At 53.5% G+C, this 21,273-nt stretch carries 19 protein-coding genes; 6 read left to right on the top strand and 13 right to left on the bottom strand.

All coding sequences use genetic code 11. The features are described 5' to 3' along the window. Window positions 1–120: 120 nt before the first annotated feature. Window positions 121–1,026, bottom strand: coding sequence for a DMT family transporter (locus V7028_RS03935; RefSeq protein ID WP_334118799.1), 906 nt, complete (start codon window positions 1,024–1,026; stop codon window positions 121–123). After that, entirely contained in the window at window positions 1,019–2,029 is a 1,011-nt protein-coding gene (locus V7028_RS03930; RefSeq protein ID WP_334118798.1) for an MDR family oxidoreductase, read from the bottom strand. Before V7028_RS03930 ends, V7028_RS03935 begins: the two co-directional genes overlap by 8 nt. A gap of 111 nt (window positions 2,030–2,140) precedes the next feature. Between V7028_RS03930 and V7028_RS03925 the strand changes: the two genes are divergently transcribed. The 5 genes from V7028_RS03925 to V7028_RS03905 all read left to right on the top strand — a co-directional run bounded on the left by V7028_RS03925 (window position 2,141) and on the right by V7028_RS03905 (window position 5,783). Beyond that, window positions 2,141–2,932: a PaaX family transcriptional regulator C-terminal domain-containing protein gene (locus tag V7028_RS03925; protein ID WP_334118797.1), complete on the top strand. Its 792-nt coding sequence runs from the start codon at window positions 2,141–2,143 to the stop codon at window positions 2,930–2,932. A gap of 93 nt (window positions 2,933–3,025) precedes the next feature. Further along, window positions 3,026–4,183, top strand: coding sequence for an alpha/beta fold hydrolase (locus V7028_RS03920; protein ID WP_334118796.1), 1,158 nt, complete (start codon window positions 3,026–3,028; stop codon window positions 4,181–4,183). 71 nt (window positions 4,184–4,254) lie between these two features. Next, window positions 4,255–4,605, top strand: coding sequence for an ArsR/SmtB family transcription factor (locus V7028_RS03915; protein WP_334118795.1), 351 nt, complete (start codon window positions 4,255–4,257; stop codon window positions 4,603–4,605). Next, window positions 4,602–5,090 carry an arsenate reductase ArsC gene (locus V7028_RS03910; protein WP_334118794.1) on the top strand — a complete coding sequence of 163 codons (489 nt, stop codon included), beginning with the start codon at window positions 4,602–4,604 and terminating at the stop codon, window positions 5,088–5,090. The genes V7028_RS03915 and V7028_RS03910 overlap by 4 nt, the downstream gene beginning before the upstream one ends. 6 nt (window positions 5,091–5,096) lie before the next feature. Beyond that, window positions 5,097–5,783, top strand: a complete 687-nt coding sequence (locus tag V7028_RS03905) for an MIP/aquaporin family protein (protein WP_334118793.1) — start codon at window positions 5,097–5,099, stop codon at window positions 5,781–5,783. A gap of 84 nt (window positions 5,784–5,867) precedes the next feature. Here the strand turns inward: V7028_RS03905 and pstS are convergent, their stop codons facing one another. From pstS to V7028_RS03870, 7 genes are all read right to left on the bottom strand, one after another. Beyond that, window positions 5,868–6,908 (bottom strand): phosphate ABC transporter substrate-binding protein PstS, encoded by a 1,041-nt coding sequence (gene pstS, locus V7028_RS03900; RefSeq protein ID WP_334118792.1) that lies wholly within the window; start codon window positions 6,906–6,908, stop codon window positions 5,868–5,870. A gap of 155 nt (window positions 6,909–7,063) precedes the next feature. Next, a complete protein-coding gene (gene pstB, locus V7028_RS03895) occupies window positions 7,064–7,843 on the bottom strand; it encodes a phosphate ABC transporter ATP-binding protein PstB (protein WP_334118791.1) in 780 nt (259 codons plus the stop codon). Window positions 7,844–7,864: 21 nt separating this feature from the next. After that, complete coding sequence (gene pstA / locus V7028_RS03890) at window positions 7,865–8,782, bottom strand: phosphate ABC transporter permease PstA (RefSeq protein ID WP_334118790.1); 918 nt, start codon at window positions 8,780–8,782, stop codon at window positions 7,865–7,867. A gap of 3 nt (window positions 8,783–8,785) precedes the next feature. Continuing rightward, entirely contained in the window at window positions 8,786–9,736 is a 951-nt protein-coding gene (gene pstC, locus V7028_RS03885) for a phosphate ABC transporter permease PstC (RefSeq protein WP_334118789.1), read from the bottom strand. A 134-nt stretch (window positions 9,737–9,870) separates the two neighbouring features. After that, the gene (locus V7028_RS03880; RefSeq protein ID WP_334118788.1) at window positions 9,871–11,853 is read right to left on the bottom strand and encodes a peptidase U32 family protein; all 1,983 of its coding nucleotides are present in this window, start codon (window positions 11,851–11,853) and stop codon (window positions 9,871–9,873) included. A gap of 87 nt (window positions 11,854–11,940) precedes the next feature. Next, the gene (locus V7028_RS03875) at window positions 11,941–12,813 is read right to left on the bottom strand and encodes an AEC family transporter (RefSeq protein ID WP_334118787.1); all 873 of its coding nucleotides are present in this window, start codon (window positions 12,811–12,813) and stop codon (window positions 11,941–11,943) included. 51 nt (window positions 12,814–12,864) lie between these two features. Further along, on the bottom strand, window positions 12,865–13,764 hold the full coding sequence (locus V7028_RS03870) for a LysR family transcriptional regulator (protein ID WP_334118786.1): 900 nt from the start codon (window positions 13,762–13,764) through the stop codon (window positions 12,865–12,867). Window positions 13,765–13,872: 108 nt separating this feature from the next. On the opposite strand from V7028_RS03870, the gene htpX reads away from it, so the two are divergent. Beyond that, the gene (gene htpX / locus V7028_RS03865; protein WP_334118785.1) at window positions 13,873–14,751 is read left to right on the top strand and encodes a protease HtpX; all 879 of its coding nucleotides are present in this window, start codon (window positions 13,873–13,875) and stop codon (window positions 14,749–14,751) included. Between the two features lie 59 nt (window positions 14,752–14,810). Here the strand turns inward: htpX and V7028_RS03860 are convergent, their stop codons facing one another. The 4 genes from V7028_RS03860 to V7028_RS03845 all read right to left on the bottom strand — a co-directional run bounded on the left by V7028_RS03860 (window position 14,811) and on the right by V7028_RS03845 (window position 21,271). Next, on the bottom strand, window positions 14,811–15,323 hold the full coding sequence (locus V7028_RS03860; protein ID WP_334118784.1) for an NlpC/P60 family protein: 513 nt from the start codon (window positions 15,321–15,323) through the stop codon (window positions 14,811–14,813). A 1-nt stretch (window position 15,324) separates the two neighbouring features. Continuing rightward, window positions 15,325–15,675 carry a DUF4870 family protein gene (locus V7028_RS03855; protein ID WP_305565089.1) on the bottom strand — a complete coding sequence of 117 codons (351 nt, stop codon included), beginning with the start codon at window positions 15,673–15,675 and terminating at the stop codon, window positions 15,325–15,327. A 10-nt stretch (window positions 15,676–15,685) separates the two neighbouring features. After that, a complete protein-coding gene (locus V7028_RS03850; protein ID WP_334118783.1) occupies window positions 15,686–16,093 on the bottom strand; it encodes a heme-binding protein in 408 nt (135 codons plus the stop codon). 96 nt (window positions 16,094–16,189) lie between these two features. After that, window positions 16,190–21,271 (bottom strand): beta strand repeat-containing protein, encoded by a 5,082-nt coding sequence (locus V7028_RS03845; RefSeq protein ID WP_334118782.1) that lies wholly within the window; start codon window positions 21,269–21,271, stop codon window positions 16,190–16,192. Window positions 21,272–21,273: the final 2 nt, after the last annotated feature.

Genomic DNA, 21,273 nt, shown 5'->3' with positions numbered 1-21,273 from the left:
TACGCAATGAATAGTGATTAACTCATCACTAAAACAGATTAAATCCAAATTTGCCAATTCGTGTCACTTCATCGAGCGAACACTATCACTCACAGTAGGTTTTAAGCCGGTGCTCCACAATCAATGCGCATCACCGCCATCCAGCGCACTTAGCGCAGCGGCCACCAAAATCATCATCCCGCCTATGCCCACTTGCAGGGTCAGTACCTCGTGGGTCAACACAATGGCCGACAAGGTGGCAAACACCACTTCCGACAACATGACCACCGCAGTAATATTCGCCGGCAAACGCGATGCGCCATATTGCAAACCATAATTGGCCACCAGCAAACTGGCGGCAAAACCCAACAACACCAGCGCACCAAACCCGCCGGGCACGGAAGGCCATTGCACCACTGAATTACCCGGCCCTAACAACACAGCCAACACAGTGGCCACCACTGCGGGTGCCACCACCCCTCCCACGAACATTGCGAACAAACGGGCCTGTGGCGTGCGCTGTGCCTGGTGGCGCAGCATGATGTTGTTCAGTGCAAATGCCGCACCACCCATCAAACCCAACCATTCCGCCATGTTCGAAGGCACCGGATAACCCAAAGCGCCATTGGGGCTTAACACCAGCACTGCGCCGCCAAATGCAAGGGCCACACGCAACATCGCCTTCAGCGAAATACGTTCGTGCAGCACCACACGTGCCAGTAACACGGCCCAAATCGGCATCAGGTAAAACAACAACACCACCCTGATCACCTCGCCAATCGACACGCCCCAGTTGAAGCCCACCATGGTGGTGCCCGCAGCCAAGGCCAATATCCACAGGTGTTTGTGCTGCATAAACTCCTCCAGCACTTTGGGCATGGCACACAACATCACCACCGCGCCCAACAGGTAAGTAAGCGCGGAAGACCACAGCGGGTGTAGCCCCTCACCCTGCAATTCACGCAGGGGCCACCAGGACACCCCCCACACAAAAGCATTTAAAACCAGGGCAAGGTAAGGCAGGTAACTTGAACGGCTTTCAGGCACAGTTCACCACCACGCGGCCCTGCAATTGATTGGCCAACACCAGGTGGGCGCTGTCCAGCGCCTGTGCCAGCCGCACTTCCTTGATCATGAAATCCAGGTCGTATTCGCCCAACGCATGGGCCAGCAAGCCCCAGGCGCGGTCGCGCTCGGCATGTGTTCTGTACACGCAGTTAATGCCGCGCAAGGTAATGCCCCGCAAAATAAAAGGCGCCACACTGCCCTCGAAATCCATGCCCTGCGCCAAACCGCAAGCTGCCACCACGCCGCCATAGCGGGTTTGGGCGCAAGCATTCACCAAGGTGTGGCTGCCCACACTGTCCACCACCGCTGCGAACTGTTCTTTCTGCAAAGGCTTGCCGGGGCGCGACATCGATTCCCTGTGAATCAGGTGGGTTGACCCCAACTGCAAGCGCTCGAAATGTTTGGCAGCCGATTCCGACACGGGCTCACCCATCGCGTCAATCGACCCCGTCAACCCCACCACCTCGTAACCCAAATGCTGCAACAGCAGGCAGGCCACTGTGCCCACGCCCCCGCTGACACCGGTCACCAGCACAGGGCCATCACCGGGCTTCACCGGGTGGTCTTGCAAGGCCATCACGCACAAGGCAGCGGTGTAACCTGCTGTGCCCAAGGCTGCCGCCCAGCGGGCACTTCGCCCTTCAGGTATCGGGGAAATCCATTGCGCAGGCACACTGGCCCGCTCGGCCAGGCCGCCCCAATGGGTTTCGCCCAGCCCCCAGTCATTCACCTGGCACACCCTGCCCACCGGCCACTGGCTGGTGTTCGATTCAATCACCTCGCCCACAGCATCAATGCCATGCACCATGGGGTATTTGCGCGCAATGGGTGCAGTGTGGGTTAGCGCCAACGCGTCCTTGTAGTTCAGGCAGCTGTAGTGCAGCTTCAAAACCACGTCTTGCCCGGTGAATTCAGATTCATCCAACGTTTCCAGCTCGGCCTGCGCTTGGTCTGCAGCCCGGGAAATCCATGCCCTGATCATTTTGTCTCCTTATTCTGGGTGAGCCAATGATCGCACAAACCTGTGATCAAATTTGCGCGCAAGGCCTGCCTTGCATACACTTCAGGTTTGCCTTAGAAGAACAACCACATCGTGCGCAAACCCACCGCCAAAAGCCTGATTCTCGACCTGTTACTTGCATCCAAAGGCCGCCCCCTTTCTGCCAAACAGGCCATTGCCGCCTGCGGCATTTTCGACATCAGCGTGAACAACACCCGCGTGGCGCTGGTGCGCCTTTCATCGGAAGGGTTGATTGAATCGGCAGGCCGCGCCCTTTATCAGTTGACCGACGACGCCCACACCCTGGCCGACGACGTGGCTGCCTGGCGCACCCGCAGCACCCGCGTTCGCGCATGGGATGGCAGCTACATTGTGGTTCAGGCTGAAAAGCTTTCGCGCAGCGAAGCCAAACAGCAGCGCGCCCGCGCCCGTGCATTGCTGATGCTCGGCTTTCAGCCCCTGAATGAACACCTGTTCATTCGACCCAACAACATTGAAGACACGCTTGAAACAGTGCGGGCAAGGCTGTACAAACTGGGCCTTGAAAAAGAAGCGCCTGTGTTCGTTGCGCAGCAGTTCGACTGCGAGTTTACCCAGCGCATCAGCGCCCTGTGGAAGCCCAACGCGCTGGAACAAAACTACGTACAGCTTGAGAAAAAGATGCGCACCTGGCTGGATCGTTTTAAGTCACTGGAACCGGAAGTGGCCGCGCGTGAATCATTTTTGCTCGGCGGCACAGCGATCAAGCATGTGGTGTACGACCCCTTCCTGCCAGCCGAGTGGGTGGATGTTCAGGCCCGGGAACGGTTCTTGAACGCAGTGGATGAAGTGGACCAGGCGGGCATGCGGATCTGGAGCGGTATGTGGGCAAGCATGGAAGGCTGAAAGCAGCAGCGGCCTATTTAGAGTAAACCCTCATCCGAAACGCCCATTGCTGCGTATAAACTTCGTCCATCCCAACATTGCACCGCAGCAACCGTGAAAAAACTACTCAGATCCGCTTTGAAAATCCACGAATTGGCCGTGAACACCGCGACCAATGCGGCGGACTGGTTTTTTCGCAAGGAAATCCTGATCCAGTCGGGCAAAACCGAATACGACGTAATTGCCGAGCACCTGCCCATGCGGGTGCGCTACTACGCGCCCTCCAACCCCACATCCGGTGCGGCATTGCAACACGCAGTGCCTTTGGTACTGGTGCCACCTCTGGGTGTCACCACAGAAACATTTGACCTGATGCCAGACCGCAGCCTGGTGAAAGCCATGGTTGAAGCGGGCTATCGGGTGTATGTGATCGACTGGGGCAAGCCTGAACGCAAAGACGGCCACCTTGGCTTGTTCGACTACAGCCACACCATGATGGGCCAAGCCCTTCAAGCCGTTCGCCAGCACAGTCAATCCAAAGACATTTCCCTGTTTGGCTGGTGCATGGGCGGCTTGCTGTGCCTGTTGTACAGCGGTTACGGGCACGACAAACACATTCGCAACCTGGTGACCGTGGCCAGCCCAATCGACCTTCGCGACGGCAAAAACATCATGGCCTTTGCGTCCAACACACTGAACGTCACAGCGCGCTTCATTCGCAAATACAGCGAATTTCGCCTGGACCGGATCAATCCCACCCTGTTCAGCCCACCCGGCTGGATGGTCAGCCTCGGTTTCAAACTCACCGCGCCGATGGCCAGCATCACCACTTACTGGGACCTGCTGACCCGCCTGAACGACCGTGATTTTGTAGAACAACACACCACCACAGCCGACTACCTGAACAACATGATGCTTTACCCGGGCGGCGTGGTTCGCGACTTCATGATCCGCTTCGCGGTGGACAACAGGCTGGCCAATGGCAAAGTCAGAATAGGCGACCAGGTTTCCGAACTAAGCAATATCACAGCCAACATGCTAGTGTTTGCCGGGGAAACCGACCACCTGGTGCCCCCCAGCATGGCCAGAAAAAGCCTGTCCATGGTCTCCTCCAAAGACAAATCTTTCCTGATTGCCCCCGGCGGGCACATGGGTGTTATTTTGGGCGGTCAAGCTCGCACACACGTGTGGGAAAAGGTCGCAGATTGGCTGGCAGGCCATTCGCAACAGGCAGCACCAAAACCCAAAATCCGCAAACCCCGCGCCGCGTAAGAAAAGCCCGTTTACAGGTTTTTGTAATCAAAAAATTTCCATTAATTCGATATTTCCATTATTATCGAATTATGGAAGAAAATGACATCATCAAAGCACTGGCCGCCCTCTCCCACAGCTCTCGCTTGCGCGTGTTTCGCACGCTCGTCGTGACAGGCCCCGCCGGGCTTACCCCTGGCCAACTCTGCGAACGGCTCGACATACCGGCCGCCACCATGTCTTTCCACTTGAAAGAACTCAGCAACGCGGGGCTGGTTCAACCCATTCGCGATGGGCGCAACCTGATTTACAGCGCCCAGTTTGCCCACATGAACGGCGTTATCGCCTACCTGACCGAAAACTGCTGCGAGGGCCAAGGCTGTACTCCTCAAGGCACACCCATTCAACACGAAGTCGAACAAATAGGAAAAGTATCGTCATGAGCACCAATGTCCTCATTCTTTGCACCCACAACTCTGCGCGCAGCGTGCTGTCAGAAGGCATGCTGAACCACTTGGCCCAACAATACGGGAAAGACATCAAAGCCTTCAGCGCAGGCAGTGCGCCCAGTGGCCGCGTGAACCCTTACGCCCTTCAAGCGCTGGCCAACGTAGGCATCGACACCAGCAAGTACACCAGCAAAAGCTGGGACGTATTCACTGAACCCGGCGCACCAAAAATCGACATCGTGATCACCGTGTGCGACAGCGCAGCGGCCGAGCAATGCCCTTACTGGCCAGGCAGCCCCGTGAAAACACACTGGGGCTACCCAGACCCATCCAATGAAGTGGAAGAGAACAAACCCCGTGCCTTTGAGCTGACGCGCCAAGCCATTGCTTTTAAGATGATGCAGCTTATTCAACTGCCACTGGGCAGCATGAGTACAGCCGAATTGAACACAGCGCTGGCCGCCATTGCACGGAGCTGATTGACCATGTACACCTTACCTAAACGACTGGGTGCTGAATTTCTCGGCACCCTGCTGCTGCTGGCCATCGTGATCGGTTCTGGCGTGATGGCTGAAAACCTGTCCGAAGGCAACAATGGCGTGGCACTTATTGCCAACACGTTGGCCACCGTGTTCGGCCTGTACATCCTGATTGAAGTGTTCGGTCCCGTCAGCGGTGCGCACTTCAACCCCGTGGTTACGTTGTCCATGGTGTTGCTCAAGCGGCAGCCCGCATCCGAATTGCTGCCCTACATTCTGGTTCAACTGACTGGCGCATTTTGTGGCGCCATTCTAGTCCACCAAATGTTCGATATGGAACTGCTACAGTTTTCCGAGAAAGCACGCACTGGCTGGGGCATCTGGACGGGTGAAATTGTAGCCACAGCGGGTTTGTTGCTGGTTATTCTCATGGCCAAACAAGAACGCGTGTCGGGCATGGTGGCCTGCTACATCGGTGCGGCTTACTGGTTCACATCGTCCACTTCGTTTGCCAACCCGGCTGCTGCTTTCGGCCGATTGTTCTCCAACAGCTTTGCAGGCATTGCACCAGCAGACGTTCCCGCCTACATGGTGTTTGAAGTCGTTGGCGGCTTGCTTGCCTTGGCAATTTACAAAAGCCTCAGCATAAACACTCAAATTACAACTTCCCAAGCACCCAATCCCGCAGCTTGAATCGCTATAACAAGGCAAGACAACAAAAAGGCCCCCGGTTTAGATCAACCGAGGGCCTTTTCAAATTTCAACCAGGGTTGAAAATTACTTCAGTGCAATCGCCTTGCCGTCGGTTGTCTTAACAGACTTCCATGCATTTTCGATCAGCTTTACAGTTGCGTCTGGCAGTGGAACGTAGTCCAGGTCAGAAGACAACTTGTCGCCCTTGGCGTAGGCCCAGGTGAAGAACTTCAGTACTTCAGAAGCCTTGGCTGCGTCAGCTTGTTGCTTGTGGAACAAGATGAATGTTGCGCCAGTGATGGGCCATGCATTTTTGCCAGGCTGGTTGGTCAGGATTTCATAGAACTCGTTGGACCAATCGGCACCAGCGGAAGCAGCCTTGAAAGCTTCGTCACCAGGCTGAACATACGCACCGTCTTTGTTCTGCAATTGTGTAAATGTCAGCTTGTTTTGCTTGGCGTACGCGTACTCAACGTAACCGATTGAATCTGGCAGGCGCTGAACGAATGCTGAAACACCTTCGTTGCCCTTGCCGCCCAAGCCCACTGGCCACTTCACGGCTGTACCTTCGCCTACGGTGCTCTTCCAGTCAGCGCTTACCTTGCTCAGGTAGTTCGTGAAAATGAAAGTAGTACCGGAACCATCGGCACGACGAATCACGCTGATGTCGGTTTCAGGCAGGTTAACACCTGGGTTCAAGGCAACAATCGCCTTGTCATTCCACTTGGTAATCTTGTTCAGGTAGATGTTGGCCAGCACTTCGCCGTTCAACTTCATCTGGCCGGGGGCCACGCCCTGCAGGTTCACAACGGGCACAACACCACCAATCACTGTTGGGAACTGCATCAAACCCTTTTCTTTCAAATCTTCAGGCTTCAAAGGCGCATCGGATGCACCGAAGTCTACTGTCTTGGCCGTAATCTGCTTGATACCACCACCGGAACCGATGGACTGGTAGTTCACCTTGTTGCCTGTTTCCTTGTTATAAGCATCGGCCCACTTGGAGTAAACAGGTGCAGGGAAAGAAGCGCCGGCACCAGTAATTTCAGCGGCGTTTGCGGAAGTCATGCTCAGGGCCAGAGCACCTGCAGAAATCGCTGTAGCGATTGTTTTGATGTTGAACATTTTTTTCACCTCACTTATTAAAGTATGGTCATACTGCCGCACAAATATTTCAGAATCATGACAAAAATAAGGCATTAACATAAATGTCAAAAAACCACACCCAGATGTCCGGATGTGGTTTTTTAGCAATCAAGTCAAGTACTTGGCAAGCGTGATCAGCCAAATCGGCCAGTGATATAGTTTTCTGTTTCCTGCTTTTTAGGCTTCAGGAAAATCTGGTCAGTCACACCGAACTCAATCAGCTCACCCAAATACATGTAGGCCGTGTAATCGGAAACCCGGGCGGCCTGCTGCATGTTGTGGGTCACAATCACCACCGTGTAATCTTCTTTCAGCTCGGTAATCAATTCTTCGATGCTGGCCGTAGAAATAGGGTCAAGCGCCGAACAGGGTTCATCGAGCAACAAAATTTCAGGCTTGATCGCAATGCCGCGCGCAATGCACAAACGCTGCTGCTGGCCACCCGACAAGCCATTGCCACTTTGATGCAGCTTGTCTTTCACTTCTTTCCACAACGCCGCCTTGGTCAGCGCCCATTCCACGCGCTCTTCCATCTCGCCCTTGGACAACTTCTCGAACAGGCGAACACCGAACGCGATGTTTTCATAGATCGACATCGGAAACGGCGTGGGCTTCTGGAACACCATGCCAATTTTGGAACGAATCAGGGCAATGTCTTTCTTGCTGGTGATCAGGTCTTCGCCGTCCATCAAGATCTGGCCCTCGGCACGCTGCTCGGGGTACAGCGCATACATCTTGTTGAAAGTGCGCAGCAAAGTGGACTTCCCACAACCCGACGGGCCGATGAATGCAGTCACCTTCCGTTCCGGAATCGTCAGGTTCACCGACTTCAGCGCGTGAAAATCACCGTAATAGAAGTTCAGGTCTTTGACTTCCAGTTTCGTTTTTTCAACAACAACTTCAGTATTGGGCATTTTTAGGCCTTGAATGGTCAATTATTTTGAGTTCTTCAACAGCGAACGCGCAATGATGTTCAACACCAGCACACCTGCCGTGATCAGGAATACACCGGCCCAGGCCAGTTCCTGCCACTCTTTGAAAGGGCTGAGTGCGAAGTTGAAAATCATCACAGGCAAGTTCGCCATCGGCTTCATCATGTCGGTGTTCCAGAACTGGTTCGACAGCGCTGTAAACAACAAAGGTGCAGTTTCACCCGCAATGCGGGCAACCGACAACAAAATGCCGGTCAAAATGCCTGCATAGCTGGCCTTCACGGTGATCGCCATCACCATTTTCCACTTGGGCGTACCCAGTGCAAAGGCCGCTTCGCGAAGGGCATCGGGCACCAGGCGCAACATGTTCTCGGTGGTGCGAATCACAATCGGAATTTGAATCAAGGCCAAAGCCACCACGCCCGCCCACGCTGAGAAGTGACCCATGATGCGCACCATCACGGCGTACACAAACAGACCAATCACTATTGATGGTGCAGACAACAAAATGTCGTTGATAAACCGAACAGACGCAGCCAATTTGTTGTCTTTGCGCGATTCCGCCAAATGCACACCCGCCAAAATACCCAGCGGCGTGCCAAACAAGGTGGCAAAACCTACCATCAGCAAGGTCCCCGTGATTGCGTTGGCCAAGCCACCACCCTCTACGCCAGGTGGCGGGGTCATTTCAGTGAAAAGATTCCAGGACAAACCATTGATGCCCAAGGTGACCGTGGTGTACAAAATCCAGATCAACCAAAACAGGCCAAAGGCCATGGCCGCCAGCGACAGGGTCAGCGCGATTGAATTGATCAGCTTGCGCTTGGACTGCATTTTCAAACGCATTTTCTCGTCGGTGGCCACGGTGGTCACCAGGTTCTCTTTGGAAATCGCGGTGGGGTCGGTGTAAATGCTGCTCATGGCTTATCTCCCGTTGCTCGACAATTTGGCCAGCAACAGCTTGGATGCCACCAACACGAAAAACGTGATCACAAACAGGATCAAACCCAATTCCATCAACGCCGAGGTGTGCAAACCTGCATCGGCTTCCGCAAATTCATTCGCCAGTGCAGATGTAATGCTGTTGCCCGGTGAGAACAAGGAAATATCATTCAGATAGTTGGTGTTACCAATCACGAATGTAACGGCCATGGTTTCACCCAAAGCGCGCCCCAAGCCCAACATCACCCCGCCGATCACACCCACTTTGGTGTGGGGCAGCACAATTTTCCAGATCACTTCCCACGTGGTACAACCCATGCCATAACCGGCTTCTTTCAGCATCACGGGGGTTACTTCAAACACATCGCGCATGACAGCGGCAATGTAAGGAATGATCATGATGGCCAGTACCACACCCGCAGTCAGCAGGCCAATGCCAATGGGCGGGCCTGAAAACAGTGCGCCGATCACGGGCACTTTTCCCAAGGTGGCACCCAAGGGCCCCTGGACATACTTCGCAAAAATGGGGGCAAACACCAGCAAACCCCACATGCCATACACGATCGAAGGCACAGCAGCCAGCAATTCAATGGCGGTGCCCAAGGGACGGCGCAACCAGGGGGGCGACAGCTCGGTGAGAAACAGGGCAATACCAAAACTGATGGGAACAGCAATGACCAAGGCAATAAACGAGGTCACCAGCGTGCCATAAATAGGCACCAATGCACCGTATTCATCAATGGGCGGGTCCCAGTTGGCCGTAAACAGGAAATCAAAGCCAAATGCGGTGATGGTTGGCCAGGATGCAACCATCAAGGAAGCGATGATTCCGCCCAGCAACAACAGGGTGAACACGGACGCTCCGCTGGTCAACAGGCCGAATATGGTATCGCCCCGCTTGGTCGGAACCTTGATCATCGAGTTATTGGACATGTTGATAAATGGTTAATCCAGCTGAAGCTTTCACGCAGACCCACAAGGGTATCCAAGAATTATGACAAAAAAATGACAAAAATAAGACTTACCCATGAAATCGAATACCACGGGGCGAGAACAAGGCCGGAAATTCAGGCCGGCTTTCGCTTCATAAAAGTGATTGGCACCACCGAAGGGGGTGGGCTATTGAATATGTCTTTGCGCATTTTACCCATGATGTGCATTTCACAGGGTTTGCAATCGAATTTCAGAGTGTACTTTTGGTCGCCATTGACCAGCACCATGGGCTCGGCTTTCACTTGACCCTGAACCCCCTTCACACCCTTGGCCTGTTTTGGGCACAAATTAAACGAAAATCGCAGACAATGCTTGGTGATCATAACCGGCACCTCGCCTGCTTCCTCGTGCGACTCATACGCAGCGGCGATCATCTGAACGCCATGTTTTTTGTAAAATTCCCGCGCCTTGTTGTTGTAAACATTGGCGAGAAAGCTGAGAGACTTTTCGGGGTACTCCACATAAGGCTGCACCGGATCCTTGCGGGGCGGCCGCTGCCAGGCAGCCAGACGGGCCGCGTTCAGTGCCTCAATAGCCTCGCGGCGCATGGCATTCAAGGCGCTGGCAGGCACAAACCAGGCTTGGCTTAGGTGCACATTCAAACCCAAGGCTGAAAAATCGGTACCGCCCAGCTTGCCAAGGTGGGTCTTGATACTGTCCACTGCCGTGTCGGCCTGCTTGGCTGGCTCCAATGCCATTTCAACCTGCGCTGCGGCCACCACACCATCTTCATCAGTCAGGTCAAGCTGCAAACCCTTTAATACATCGCCTTGCATCCACTCAGTCAAGGTCAGCCACAGGCCAATTCGGCGCTCGGCACTTTCTTTGCTCAAGGCCATGTCCCAGGCGTGGTCGCGGTTTCGGTGCATGGGCAAGCCAGCCTTCATGCCGTCGTAGCTGGAAACCGGATCTTTGGGAAACACCCGGTACACGGCCTGGCCTTCACCCTTGTTGTGCAGTTTCTCGGCGCGGTTCACATGCAAACCCATTACCTCGCGCTTGCGCATGAAATTCAGGCCGTCGCCATTGTGCAATTCATCACTGGTTTGAATGTCGATGCTTTTGTCATTCACCGCGACCACATGGCCCACGGGCTGGCCAATGAACTTCGGGGAATCAAAGGCGCCAATGTCGATCTTGCGGCCACTGGCAAAGTAATCGGTTGAGCCACGGTGAAAATTGCGGTCGGGGTCGGGCCGGAAATAGTGGCGTGTGGTGCCGCTGGATGCGCGGGTGAATTCGCCGCGCTGCTCCATGATCTCGTCAAGCAAAATCCGGTAATGGGCCGTGATGTTTTTCACATAGGCCATGTCTTTGTAACGCCCCTCAATTTTGAAAGACCGTACACCCGCATCAATCAAATGCTCCAGGTTACCGCTTTGGTTGTTGTCTTTCATGGACAGCAAATGTTTGTCAAAAGCGACCACAGCGCCGCTTTGATCGGTCAGCGTGTAGGGCAGTCGGCAGGCTTGCGAACAATCGCCGCGGTTGGCACTGCGGCCAGTTTCCGCCTGGCTGATGTAACACTGCCCGGAAAAAGCCACGCACAACGCACCGTGAATAAAGTATTCAATGGTGGCCGAATTGCCCACAGCAGCGTGAACCGCTGCAATTTCGTCAACAGTCAGCTCACGCGCCAGTACCAGTTGGGAAAAACCACTGTCAGCCAAAAATTTCGCTTTCTCGACCGTGCGAATATCGCATTGCGTGCTGGCGTGCAGTTGAATGGGCGGTAAGTCCATTTCCATCAAGCCCATATCTTGAATAATCAGTGCATCAACGCCTGCGTCATACAGTTGCCACACCAGTTTGCGGGCCTCTTCCAGCTCGGCATCGTGAAGAATGGTGTTGATGGTCGTGAAAATTCGGGCGTGGTAACGGTGGGCAAACTCCACCAGCTTTGCAATGTCTGCCACCGAGTTGGCTGCGTTGGCGCGCGCGCCAAACACCGGGCCGCCCAGGTAAACCGCGTCTGCACCGTGCAGAATCGCCTGGCGACCAATTTCAACGTCGCGTGCAGGGGCAAGCAATTCCAATTCGTGTGGCAACAAACTCATGATTTCACTGATATTTCTGGCAAAGGGTGCCCATTATTTCAAAAAGCCGGTCTGATTGAAAGCAAAACCGTGATTGCCACGCCCGGTTTACAACACCCAGTAAAGGGCCAGCGGCACGAATATCAGGCTCATCAGGTTGCCCATCATCACCAGCGAGGCCACACGGTGGGGCTGAAGGCCGTATTTTTCAGCAAACACAAAGCCAAGCACCGCAGGTGGCAAAGCACCGAATACGATCAGCATGGCTGCATGCTCGGGGCTTAATGGCAGTAACCACACGCAAACAAAGGCGAAAATCAAACCCGTCACAGGGCACAGCACACCACCAATAACACCTAGTTTCACATCCGAAAAATCGGCCTGGGTCAAACGCACACCCAAGGCAAAAAGCAGCAGCGGAATGGACACGTCCCCGGTCATGTCAATGGCGAAATACAGGGGCTCCCACACCTCAATCCCCAGCACACTGATCAACAAGCCCACCAGCGACGCAGCAATCACGGGTTCTTTCCACAAATTCCAAACCCGCGCGTTTGGGCTCATCATCCAGGTGCCAAGCGAATAATGCAGGGTATTGCCCACAACAAACAACATGACCGCCGCAGGCAGCGCCTGTTCACCAAAGGCTAGAATGGCCAGTGGCAAACCCATGTTGCCGCAGTTGCTGAACATCATCGGTGGCACGAAAACGCGGCTGTCAATACCCAGAAAACGGCCAACGGGCCACGCCAGCAAACCCGACCCCAAAATGACAATTGCACCGCCCACGGCCAGCAACCAATAAGCTTCAATGTCGAACGATTTGCTGGCCAGCGCAGAAAACACCAGCGCCGGTACGAAAATTTCCATGTTCAACTGGTTGGCAAAACGCATGTCCGGCTTCTTGGCCCGCCCATACCAATAGCCCAAAGCCACCACCGCAAACACCGGGAAAATAACCGCAACAATGCGCAATAACATGGGCAGACCGTTCAAAGAAGGGACAAGAAAGGCGAAGTTTACTGCAAGCGCCTAGGCGGGGCGATTCGGGTTTGCATTGAATAGCAGCTTCAAAGCAGGGTGGTTCAAGTTGCGCGGGTGGGTAAATGCGAAAAAGTCTTCAACCACATCGACCGCGTCGCCCATGTGCACCACCGTGTGGTCGCGCACCACATCCCCAATCAACAATGCGGGCACGGCAAACAACCCCAAGCCCGCGCGGCCAAAGGTTTCCAGCAGGGCCAGGTCATCAAATTCACCCACCACTTTTACCTCCACCCCAGCGCTTTCCAGCCAGTGCTCCAGCTTCAGGCGCAACACGTTGTTGCGCGACGGCATCAGAAATGGCGCATGTTGCAGGCTGTGCGGAAAATTTACACGGTACTTCGCTTTCAGCGCAGGGCTTGCAAAAATACGCACCGGGTAGGTCAGCAACTTGGCCACCTGCAGGTGCGCCGTGCCCTGCCCGCCGGGGCGCTCGGCCAGCACCACATCCACACTGTGTTGCACCAGTTCTGAACACAGCGTTTCGAATCGCCCTTCCTGGCACACCAGCCGCACCGGCCGCTGCATACCCAAAACCGGCTCGATCATGTGAAACGACACCGTTTTTGGCAAGGCATCGGCAATGCCCACCGACAGGCGAAGGGTGTAGTCCAGCTGTTCATCGCCCAGGCTTTCTGCCATTTGCTCGCCCAACTGAAATATCTGGTCGGCATAACGCAAGGCGATGCGCCCGGCTTCCGTCAACCCCAAACCCCGACCCACTGGCTGAAACAGTGCGCGTCCCAGCGTTTGTTCCAATTGGGCAATTTGACTGGATAGCGTTTGCGCCCGAAGGCCAAGCCGTTCGGCAGCAGCGGTCAGGCTGCCCGTGTTGGCCACCATCCAGAAATAGCGCAAGTGGTGAAAATTCAGGTCAGTAAGCTTCATGGATACTTCGATTAAATCGAACACTTAATAAGCAAATGTTCCATTTATTCTTACATTAAACCCACGTACACTTCAACTGTCTATTTTCCCGAACAAGGAACACGCATCATGAAACGCATTGTTTTATTTCTCGCCACCAACATCGCCATCATGGTGGTTCTGGGCATTACCGTGCATTTACTGGGCCTGAACCAGTTCATGGCGGGTGGGCAGTTGAACCTGGGTATGCTGCTGGCATTTAGCGCGGTACTGGGCTTTGGTGGTTCGTTCATCAGCCTGTTGATCAGCAAGAAAGTGGCCAAGTGGAGCACCGGCGCACAGGTCATTGAAACCCCGCGCAACCCGACCGAGCAGTGGTTGGTTCAAACCGTGGAGCGCTTCGCCCGCAAGGCCAACATCGCCATGCCGGAAGTGGCCATTTACGAGGGCGCGCCCAACGCATTCGCCACCGGCCCTAGCAAAAACAACTCGCTGGTGGCTGTAAGCACCGGCTTGCTGCAAAGCATGAGCCGTGAAGAAGCCGAAGCCGTGCTGGCCCACGAGGTTGCGCACGTGGCCAACGGCGACATGGTCACCTTGACCCTGATTCAAGGCGTGGTGAACACCTTTGTGTTTTTCCTCGCCCGCGTGGTGGGGTTTGCAGTGGATCAATTTCTGCGCAAAGACAATGAGGAATCAAGCGGCCAGGGCATGGGTTACTTCATCACCGTGATCGTGATGGAAATTACGCTTGGTATTTTGGCGTCGATCATCGTGATGTACTTCTCGCGTCAGCGTGAATTCCGTGCCGATTCTGGCGCAGCACAACTGATGGGTTCTCGCCAACCCATGATTTCCGCACTCAAGCGGTTGGGCGGAATGCAGGCCGGTGAACTGCCATCGAGCATGGCAGCATCCGGTATTTCGGGCAAAGGTGGCATCATGGCGTTGTTCAGCAGCCACCCCCCGATTGAGCAACGCATTGAGGCCTTGGCCCAGCAACATTAATTGTTCAGCGCAAAAAAAAACCCGCCAGCGGCGGGTTTTTTGGATGCTACTTTTCAGTGCTACATCACCCTGCGCACCTTCCAGAAAGTTTTTCGCCAGTACAAATCATCAAGCTTGCTGATAGTGACACCCACCTTGGTCGATGCATGCAAAAACTGCCCGCCGCCCAAGTAAAAACCCACATGTTTGGTGGTGTAACCCGTGCGGAAAAACAGCAAGTCACCCACCTTCAAATTGTCCCGGTCAACGGCCACCCCCAGTTGCACTTGCTGGGTGGTGGTGCGCGGGGCGTTCACACTGAAATGGGTAGAAAGGGTTTGTTGCACAAACGCCGAACAATCAATACCCGCTTTTGAATTGCCCCCCAGCTTGTAGGGTGTTCCCCGCCATTCACGGAACTGCGTCAGCAAGGCTTGCTGCACCATGCCACGATCAGCTGCATCGCCAACAAACACGGTACCATCTTCCAGCACCAAGGTGTCACCTGGTTCTTCCTGCAAACTGGCACATCCGTGAATCAGAAATGCCAAAGCGCAAACATACAGTGCTATCCAGGGCGTGCGCATCAACATGTCAAACGACGGCCTTTCTTTCGCTGAAACGCAGCAAACCCTTGACGAAACGGTACAAAAGCCAAATGCTCAACGCGATGTAAACCAACATGCCCAAACCAAAAGCGAACATGGTAATTACGGACACCACAAACCAGAACATGCCGATCCAGAAAGTGGAAATAAGCCAGTCATAGTGACTGTAGTAAATGGTGCCCGTGGCTTCGCCGCGCTTGACATAACAAATAATCAAGGCAATCAAAATGGGGATGAACGCCGTAAATATACCCACAGCGCCAAGAATATAAGCGATCAGCACAATGGTGCGGTTGGACTCTTCCTGGTTTGGAACCGGGTTGGGTTGATAGCTCATCGAATCCCCCTTACACCTTCAATGCAGCAATACCGGCACGGGCAATTTGTGCGTCTTGATCTGACTTTACGCCAGACACACCCACTGCACCCACACACTGACCGTCCACCACGATAGGCACGCCGCCTTCAAGCAAACCATCAACATAAGGTGCCGTCACAAAAGCGGTGCGACCATTGTTAATCACGTCTTCGAGAATTTTTGTTTCTTTTCTGGCCATGGCAGCGGTCTTGGCTTTGGACGGGCCAATGTGCGCGCTCATGGGTGGTGCACCATCCAGGCGAAGCAAACCCAACAGGTGACCACCATCGTCTGCCACTGCGATGGTGACACCCCAGTTATTCTTGTCAGCTTCTGCACGGGCGGCAGACAAAATGGCCTGAACATCATCAGCAGACAACACGGCTTTGGTTTTCATGAACTCGCTCCAATTCGGTTTTAAAAAGTCAACCCGAAGTATGCGTGAGACTTCCCGTGATGGCTACACAGGAAGTCCCTAATTCAAACAGAAAGCTTACGGATTGCAACTCAAGCCTTCCTCCGCAGCATCGCATGAAGCAGGTTTTCCAGCACCGCCGATGCCCTCGGTTGCGGGGCGACCTGGCCCCACTTCAAGCACAACGCCATTGATGATTTTACCAGCCACATTTTCAGTGCGAACCACGGAGCGGGTTTGCTCCTGGCGCGCCAGCACAACCGCGCCCTGTGCCGTGGTCAAGGCCGCCGACTCTTGGGGGGAAACCAGCAACGAACCGTTGTACACCACCGGAACCCGGCTCAAACTGCGTGCACCATCATAGAAAAACACATACTTTCCTTTGCGTTCAGGCCCAGCCAAATACACCACCTGCCCCGGCAACAAATTATTTCCCTCAAAAGGCAACACCGTCACAAAACCACCAAAACCAGCCCGGTTCACTTCACCCACTTCAACACGAATTGCACCGCTAACAGCAGATTGCCCCACGCCAGAGGACTCGCCAAATAGTGCGACGCCACCTTGCGACCCACTGACATTGCCTGTGGGAATGGAAAGTGTAAGACCTGCAAACGAGCGGGATGTTCCTGCGGCAATGTCGTTGTACGGCATGCGTGCACGAATTTGTGACACATCGCCTGTGGTCGAAACACCTCGTGCACGAATGGCCACCAGATCAGCCTCGACTCCCATTCCGGCAACACGCAACTGCACATCATTGTTCACAGCAAAAAGGCTGGCCCCTTGCGCTGGATTGTAGCCATATGCCTGCCCATAATTCTGTCCAGACAAAGCGGCTAACTGACCGTTGATCTGGTTATTTTTGGTCAATACCACAGACCCGTTTGCAGTCGAATTGAATTGTGTCATCGACCCGGCAGCGGTCAGGATTTGCCCTGACTGTTGGTCAATGGCAGGACTTGCAAGGGTGATGCGCCCCAGACCGGTGATTGGATCCACAGCTTCTTTGGCGGAAAACACATCAAGCGCCGGTGGCAACAGGATCGCAATTTCAGCCGAGGACAAAGCGCTCGGCGCGCCCTTGGCTGTAAATGTCAGGGTGCCACCAGTTTGCTCGACATTGCCCAGGAACAACAGTCGACCATCCGCAGTGATCTGGCCACCACGGCTCATCAGGTTCATCACCTGCAAGTCACCACGCGCATTAATATCGGTTTGTTCTGCAGTTGCATTGACGGTGTTTTGGAACTGGTTGTTTACATGCTGCAACGAAACCGTGCCGCCAACTGCGTTCAGCTCAGTGGTGCCCCCCACATGCAAGGAATTGGTTTGTGAAATGCCATTGGCATTTACTTCCAGATTTCCATCAAGCTGCGATTGTGCAAACACCACCTGCGCGCCTTTCACCGTGGTGTTGCCCCCAACGGTCAAACTCAAGGCGCCCGTGGAAGAACCATTGTCCGCATTCAAATCGCCGGAAGTCGACATTTGAATTGTTTTGCCAGAATCCAGTTGTGTGGTTCCATTGAAGCGGTTCCCCATGTCTTTCAAAGCAATACTGTCTGCTTTAAACACCGAGTTGTTCAAGCTCACAAGCTCGTTTTGGGTCAGGGCACCCGTCAAGTTGATGTTGCTGCCGCCCGCCACAGTAGTGGCATTCAATACCACGTTCTGCGCCTTCAAGCCAAAGTTGCCTTGCACCTGCGCAGCCAGTTTCACATCTGTGGCCTGAACGTTTAGCGAATTTTTATCCGCAATCGACACCTCAGGAACGGAAGAATCTTTTCCTGCAAGAATTACCTCACCCACAAAATCATTTTTGGAATCTTCCAGCGTAACGTTGTCGGCATTCAGCACGGTTTGCCGCTGTACATGCAACGCTGCACTTTGAGTGAGCTTTTCTGAAGTCACTTCCAATTGCTGAAGTTCGCCCAGATCACCCAAAACAGCCTCTTTGGCCACCAACTTCAAGTGTGAAATATTGGCCCCTTCCACAGCCAACGCGCCCTGGCTGTGCAAAGTGGTTGTATTCGCCTGTGCTTCGCCTTCAATTCGCACAACACCATTCAATTTGTTGGCATTGTTGTCCAACGCAATTTTATTGGCCTGCAGTGTCAGGCCGGATTTTGCGCTCAATGCGTTGACCTGTTGAATCGACTGGGCTTTAAGCAATGAGGGATCATTTACATTGCCAGACACCACCAATGCATTTGCGTCATTCAGCTTTGTGCTGCCAGCAACATTCAGTGCCACTTCGCCTTGAAAATCGTTGGCATCATTGAACAATTCCACGGTGGTGGCCTGCAAACTGGCAATGTTGCGAACAGTCAATGCCTGTGCTTGAGTCAAACGATTTGCCCGCACGGTTAGATCGCCAACATTGCCTTGAATCGACAAATCATGTTGGGAAGAGACATCCGCAGCTTCTGCAGTCAGCACAAAATTGCCACTGGCTTGAATATTTTCTATTACCAGCTTGTTCGCAGTCGCGGACAAATCACGACCCACAAAATTGATGTTCAGGGAATTCGAATCAACCACCGTAGCGTTGTCTGAATTCACAGTCAGCCGCCCTGAAAAATCATTGTCGATTCGATTCAATTGAACATTGGCAGCAGTGACCGATACATCACCACTGTAATTGATGGAAGGACCAGGATTGCTTGTCTCGCCCTGATTGACCGACTGCGCAGTCAGTTTCAACACGCCGCCGCCCCGCACATCACCAAGCATTAGCGCGTTGGCATCCGTAATTTCCGCGAATTCAGTCGCGCTCAAATTCAAGACGTCACCGAAATCGTTGTTTCTGTTTTCCAACTTGACAGAAGTTGCCTGAATGGTTGTTTCACCATTGAAAGACAAAGATTCGCCCTGGGTCACTGAACGGGACTTCAAATGAGTGGACTTGCTGCTTGCAATACCATCCAACTCAATTTGATCAGCCTGCGCCTTCACAAGTTCAGCTGTCAGGTTTTTCAGTTCAAGCGCTTTGCCCGCGCTAACATCCAACTGCTGCATACTGCCTGAAATGGACAGATCGTTTTGATCGTGAATGGCGACATTGCCTGCCACGGTGGTGTTTACATTGGCCTGAAAATCATTCTTTTCATCAAGCAGCTCAACCGTATCGGCTGATAACGCAGCAGGCGCGGTCACTGTGAGCGTATTCGATTGGGTCACGTTCCTGGCTTTGACATTCAACTGAGCAGAACGGCCCTCCACTTTCAAATCGCCGGTGGTGTGAAGCGTATTGTTGCCACCATTGAGCAACACAGCGCCCCCGAATGCATTCCCCTTTTCAATCAGATTCGCAGTGTTCGTATTCAACACCACATTGCCAGCCACATCCACTGCAGCGGATTGTTCAAGCACATTCGCAGTGGCGTTCAAACTACCGGCTTGAAGATCACCAAGTGTCACGGTGTTCTTCGCCTGTACAATCACCTCGCCCGCATTGCCCTGAACAGTGAAACTATTCGCGTCACGCAGCAATACCTTGCCCACCACTTGAAGATCAACAACACCCTCGAAATCGTTGTTGTCATTCATCAGCTCAATGCTTCCGGCAACAAGATTCGTGAGCCCCTCAACTTTCAACGCGTCAGATTGTTTGATGTGCGCTGCTTTCACAGTCAAGTTCTTTGCACTGCCACTCAAGACAAGTTGATTGTTGTCATGAATGGTCGCTGCGCCCACATTGTTCAGAATCACATTACCCTTGAAATCATTTTCCAGGGCCAAGCTTACTGTATCAGCAGCAATCGTGATTTCTCCACCTGACTGGTTGGCCTCGGTTTGGGTCACCGTAGTTGCCTGCAACTGCGCCTTCTCCAACACATTCAGTTTGTTCATTTGAATGGTGGATGCAGCCAGGGTTCCATTCCTCATTTCCAGATCGCCTGCGGTCAAGGTACCGCCAACCGTTGCATTCAGAGTTTGTGCGTGGCCTTTCAGGAACAAATCATTGCCATCGACAACATCTGCCCGTCCAGTCACCACCAATTCAAGCACGCCTTTGAAATCGTTTGATGCATTTCGCAAGTCCACATTTTGTGCCGTCAAAGTGGCGTTCCCAGTCACTTGCACATTGTCTGTTGGCTTGGCTTGATTGATCTTCTTGCCAGTGGCATTCAATGTGCCCACCGTTGCGGAAGACAGGCGAAGGTTCTCGCCAGCCACTGCGTTTAACGTGCCCGCGCTACCACCCACCGCAAGATTTTGATCTGAATGCACTGCGGCCACCTGCGTGGCATTCACCGTAACCACGTCACCGAACACATTCTTTTCATTGTTCAAGTTGATGTTGGCTGCCGTAATATCGCTGGCTTTCGTTACAGTCAGTGCGGCGGCCTGGTTCACATCAGCAATGGCTGTTGCGGTCAGTTTGTTGACCGTGCCTTGCAGGTCAACGCTGTTGGCGTCTTGAATTTTCACATCGCCCGCTGAATTCAGAATCACGGTGTTTTTGAAGTCGTTGCCCGCGTCTTCCAAAGTAACCTTCGCGGCAGCCAAGGTGGTTACACCGCCAACGGTCAAGGCACCCTGCTGCGTTACATCACCACCCGTCAAGGTTAAATCACCCGTGGTCGAAAAGCCATTCAGTTGAACCTGCTTGCCATCCAACACGATTGTTTGTGAAGTGAGGTTCGACACAGTCAGTGATTGACCTGAGGAAGCGGATACCGATGCTGCCTTGCCAGCCACTTCCAGATTTTCTGAAGAATGCACTGTTGACGCGCCGCTCAGATTCAGGTCCACCACTTTATCAAAACGATTGCCTGGATTGTCCAGATTGACTGAACCACCTTGCAGCGTGCTTGTTCCAGCAACAACCACAGCACCATCTTGCCCGTCACTGATACTGTTGGCTTTCAAGGTAACGTTACCCGCCGCAGACAAACCATTCAGGGTCAGCGTTTGCGCATCAATTGTGGCACTTTTTACGTTGCCAGCAACAATCAGATTGTTGGTGTCGTGCAACTTCACCTGATCGGTCACTTCGAAGTTCACCTGACCTTTGAAGTCGTTCCCTGTGTTGCCCAACGTCACCGTGTTGGCAGTCAGGGTTGCGGTGTTCTGTACTTCCACCGTGCCTGTTTCTGTTTGATCAATCGTGGTGGCATTGACTGTCAAGCTTCCGGCATTCAGATTGTTCAATG

It is taken from the genome of Limnobacter sp. (assembly GCF_036846585.1).
Classification (GTDB): Bacteria; Pseudomonadota; Gammaproteobacteria; order Burkholderiales; family Burkholderiaceae_B; genus Limnobacter.
The sequence above is the reverse complement of the archived record's forward strand: the minus strand, read 5'-3'. Positions and strand labels throughout refer to the sequence as shown.

What these genes read in the sequence shown, in the direction of transcription:
- V7028_RS03930 (WP_334118798.1), bottom strand. Translation starts at nt 2,029, where the DNA reads ATGATCAGGGCATGGATTTCCCGGGCTGCAGACCAAGCGCAGGCCGAG.
- V7028_RS03915 (WP_334118795.1), top strand. Translation starts at nt 4,255, where the DNA reads ATGGAAGAAAATGACATCATCAAAGCACTGGCCGCCCTCTCCCACAGC.
- V7028_RS03910 (WP_334118794.1), top strand. Translation starts at nt 4,602, where the DNA reads ATGAGCACCAATGTCCTCATTCTTTGCACCCACAACTCTGCGCGCAGC.
- V7028_RS03905 (WP_334118793.1), top strand. Translation starts at nt 5,097, where the DNA reads ATGTACACCTTACCTAAACGACTGGGTGCTGAATTTCTCGGCACCCTG.
- pstS (WP_334118792.1), bottom strand. Translation starts at nt 6,908, where the DNA reads ATGTTCAACATCAAAACAATCGCTACAGCGATTTCTGCAGGTGCTCTG.
- pstB (WP_334118791.1), bottom strand. Translation starts at nt 7,843, where the DNA reads ATGCCCAATACTGAAGTTGTTGTTGAAAAAACGAAACTGGAAGTCAAA.
- pstA (WP_334118790.1), bottom strand. Translation starts at nt 8,782, where the DNA reads ATGAGCAGCATTTACACCGACCCCACCGCGATTTCCAAAGAGAACCTG.
- pstC (WP_334118789.1), bottom strand. Translation starts at nt 9,736, where the DNA reads ATGTCCAATAACTCGATGATCAAGGTTCCGACCAAGCGGGGCGATACC.
- V7028_RS03880 (WP_334118788.1), bottom strand. Translation starts at nt 11,853, where the DNA reads ATGAGTTTGTTGCCACACGAATTGGAATTGCTTGCCCCTGCACGCGAC.
- V7028_RS03875 (WP_334118787.1), bottom strand. Translation starts at nt 12,813, where the DNA reads ATGTTATTGCGCATTGTTGCGGTTATTTTCCCGGTGTTTGCGGTGGTG.
- V7028_RS03870 (WP_334118786.1), bottom strand. Translation starts at nt 13,764, where the DNA reads ATGAAGCTTACTGACCTGAATTTTCACCACTTGCGCTATTTCTGGATG.
- htpX (WP_334118785.1), top strand. Translation starts at nt 13,873, where the DNA reads ATGAAACGCATTGTTTTATTTCTCGCCACCAACATCGCCATCATGGTG.
- V7028_RS03860 (WP_334118784.1), bottom strand. Translation starts at nt 15,323, where the DNA reads ATGTTGATGCGCACGCCCTGGATAGCACTGTATGTTTGCGCTTTGGCA.
- V7028_RS03855 (WP_305565089.1), bottom strand. Translation starts at nt 15,675, where the DNA reads ATGAGCTATCAACCCAACCCGGTTCCAAACCAGGAAGAGTCCAACCGC.
- V7028_RS03850 (WP_334118783.1), bottom strand. Translation starts at nt 16,093, where the DNA reads ATGAAAACCAAAGCCGTGTTGTCTGCTGATGATGTTCAGGCCATTTTG.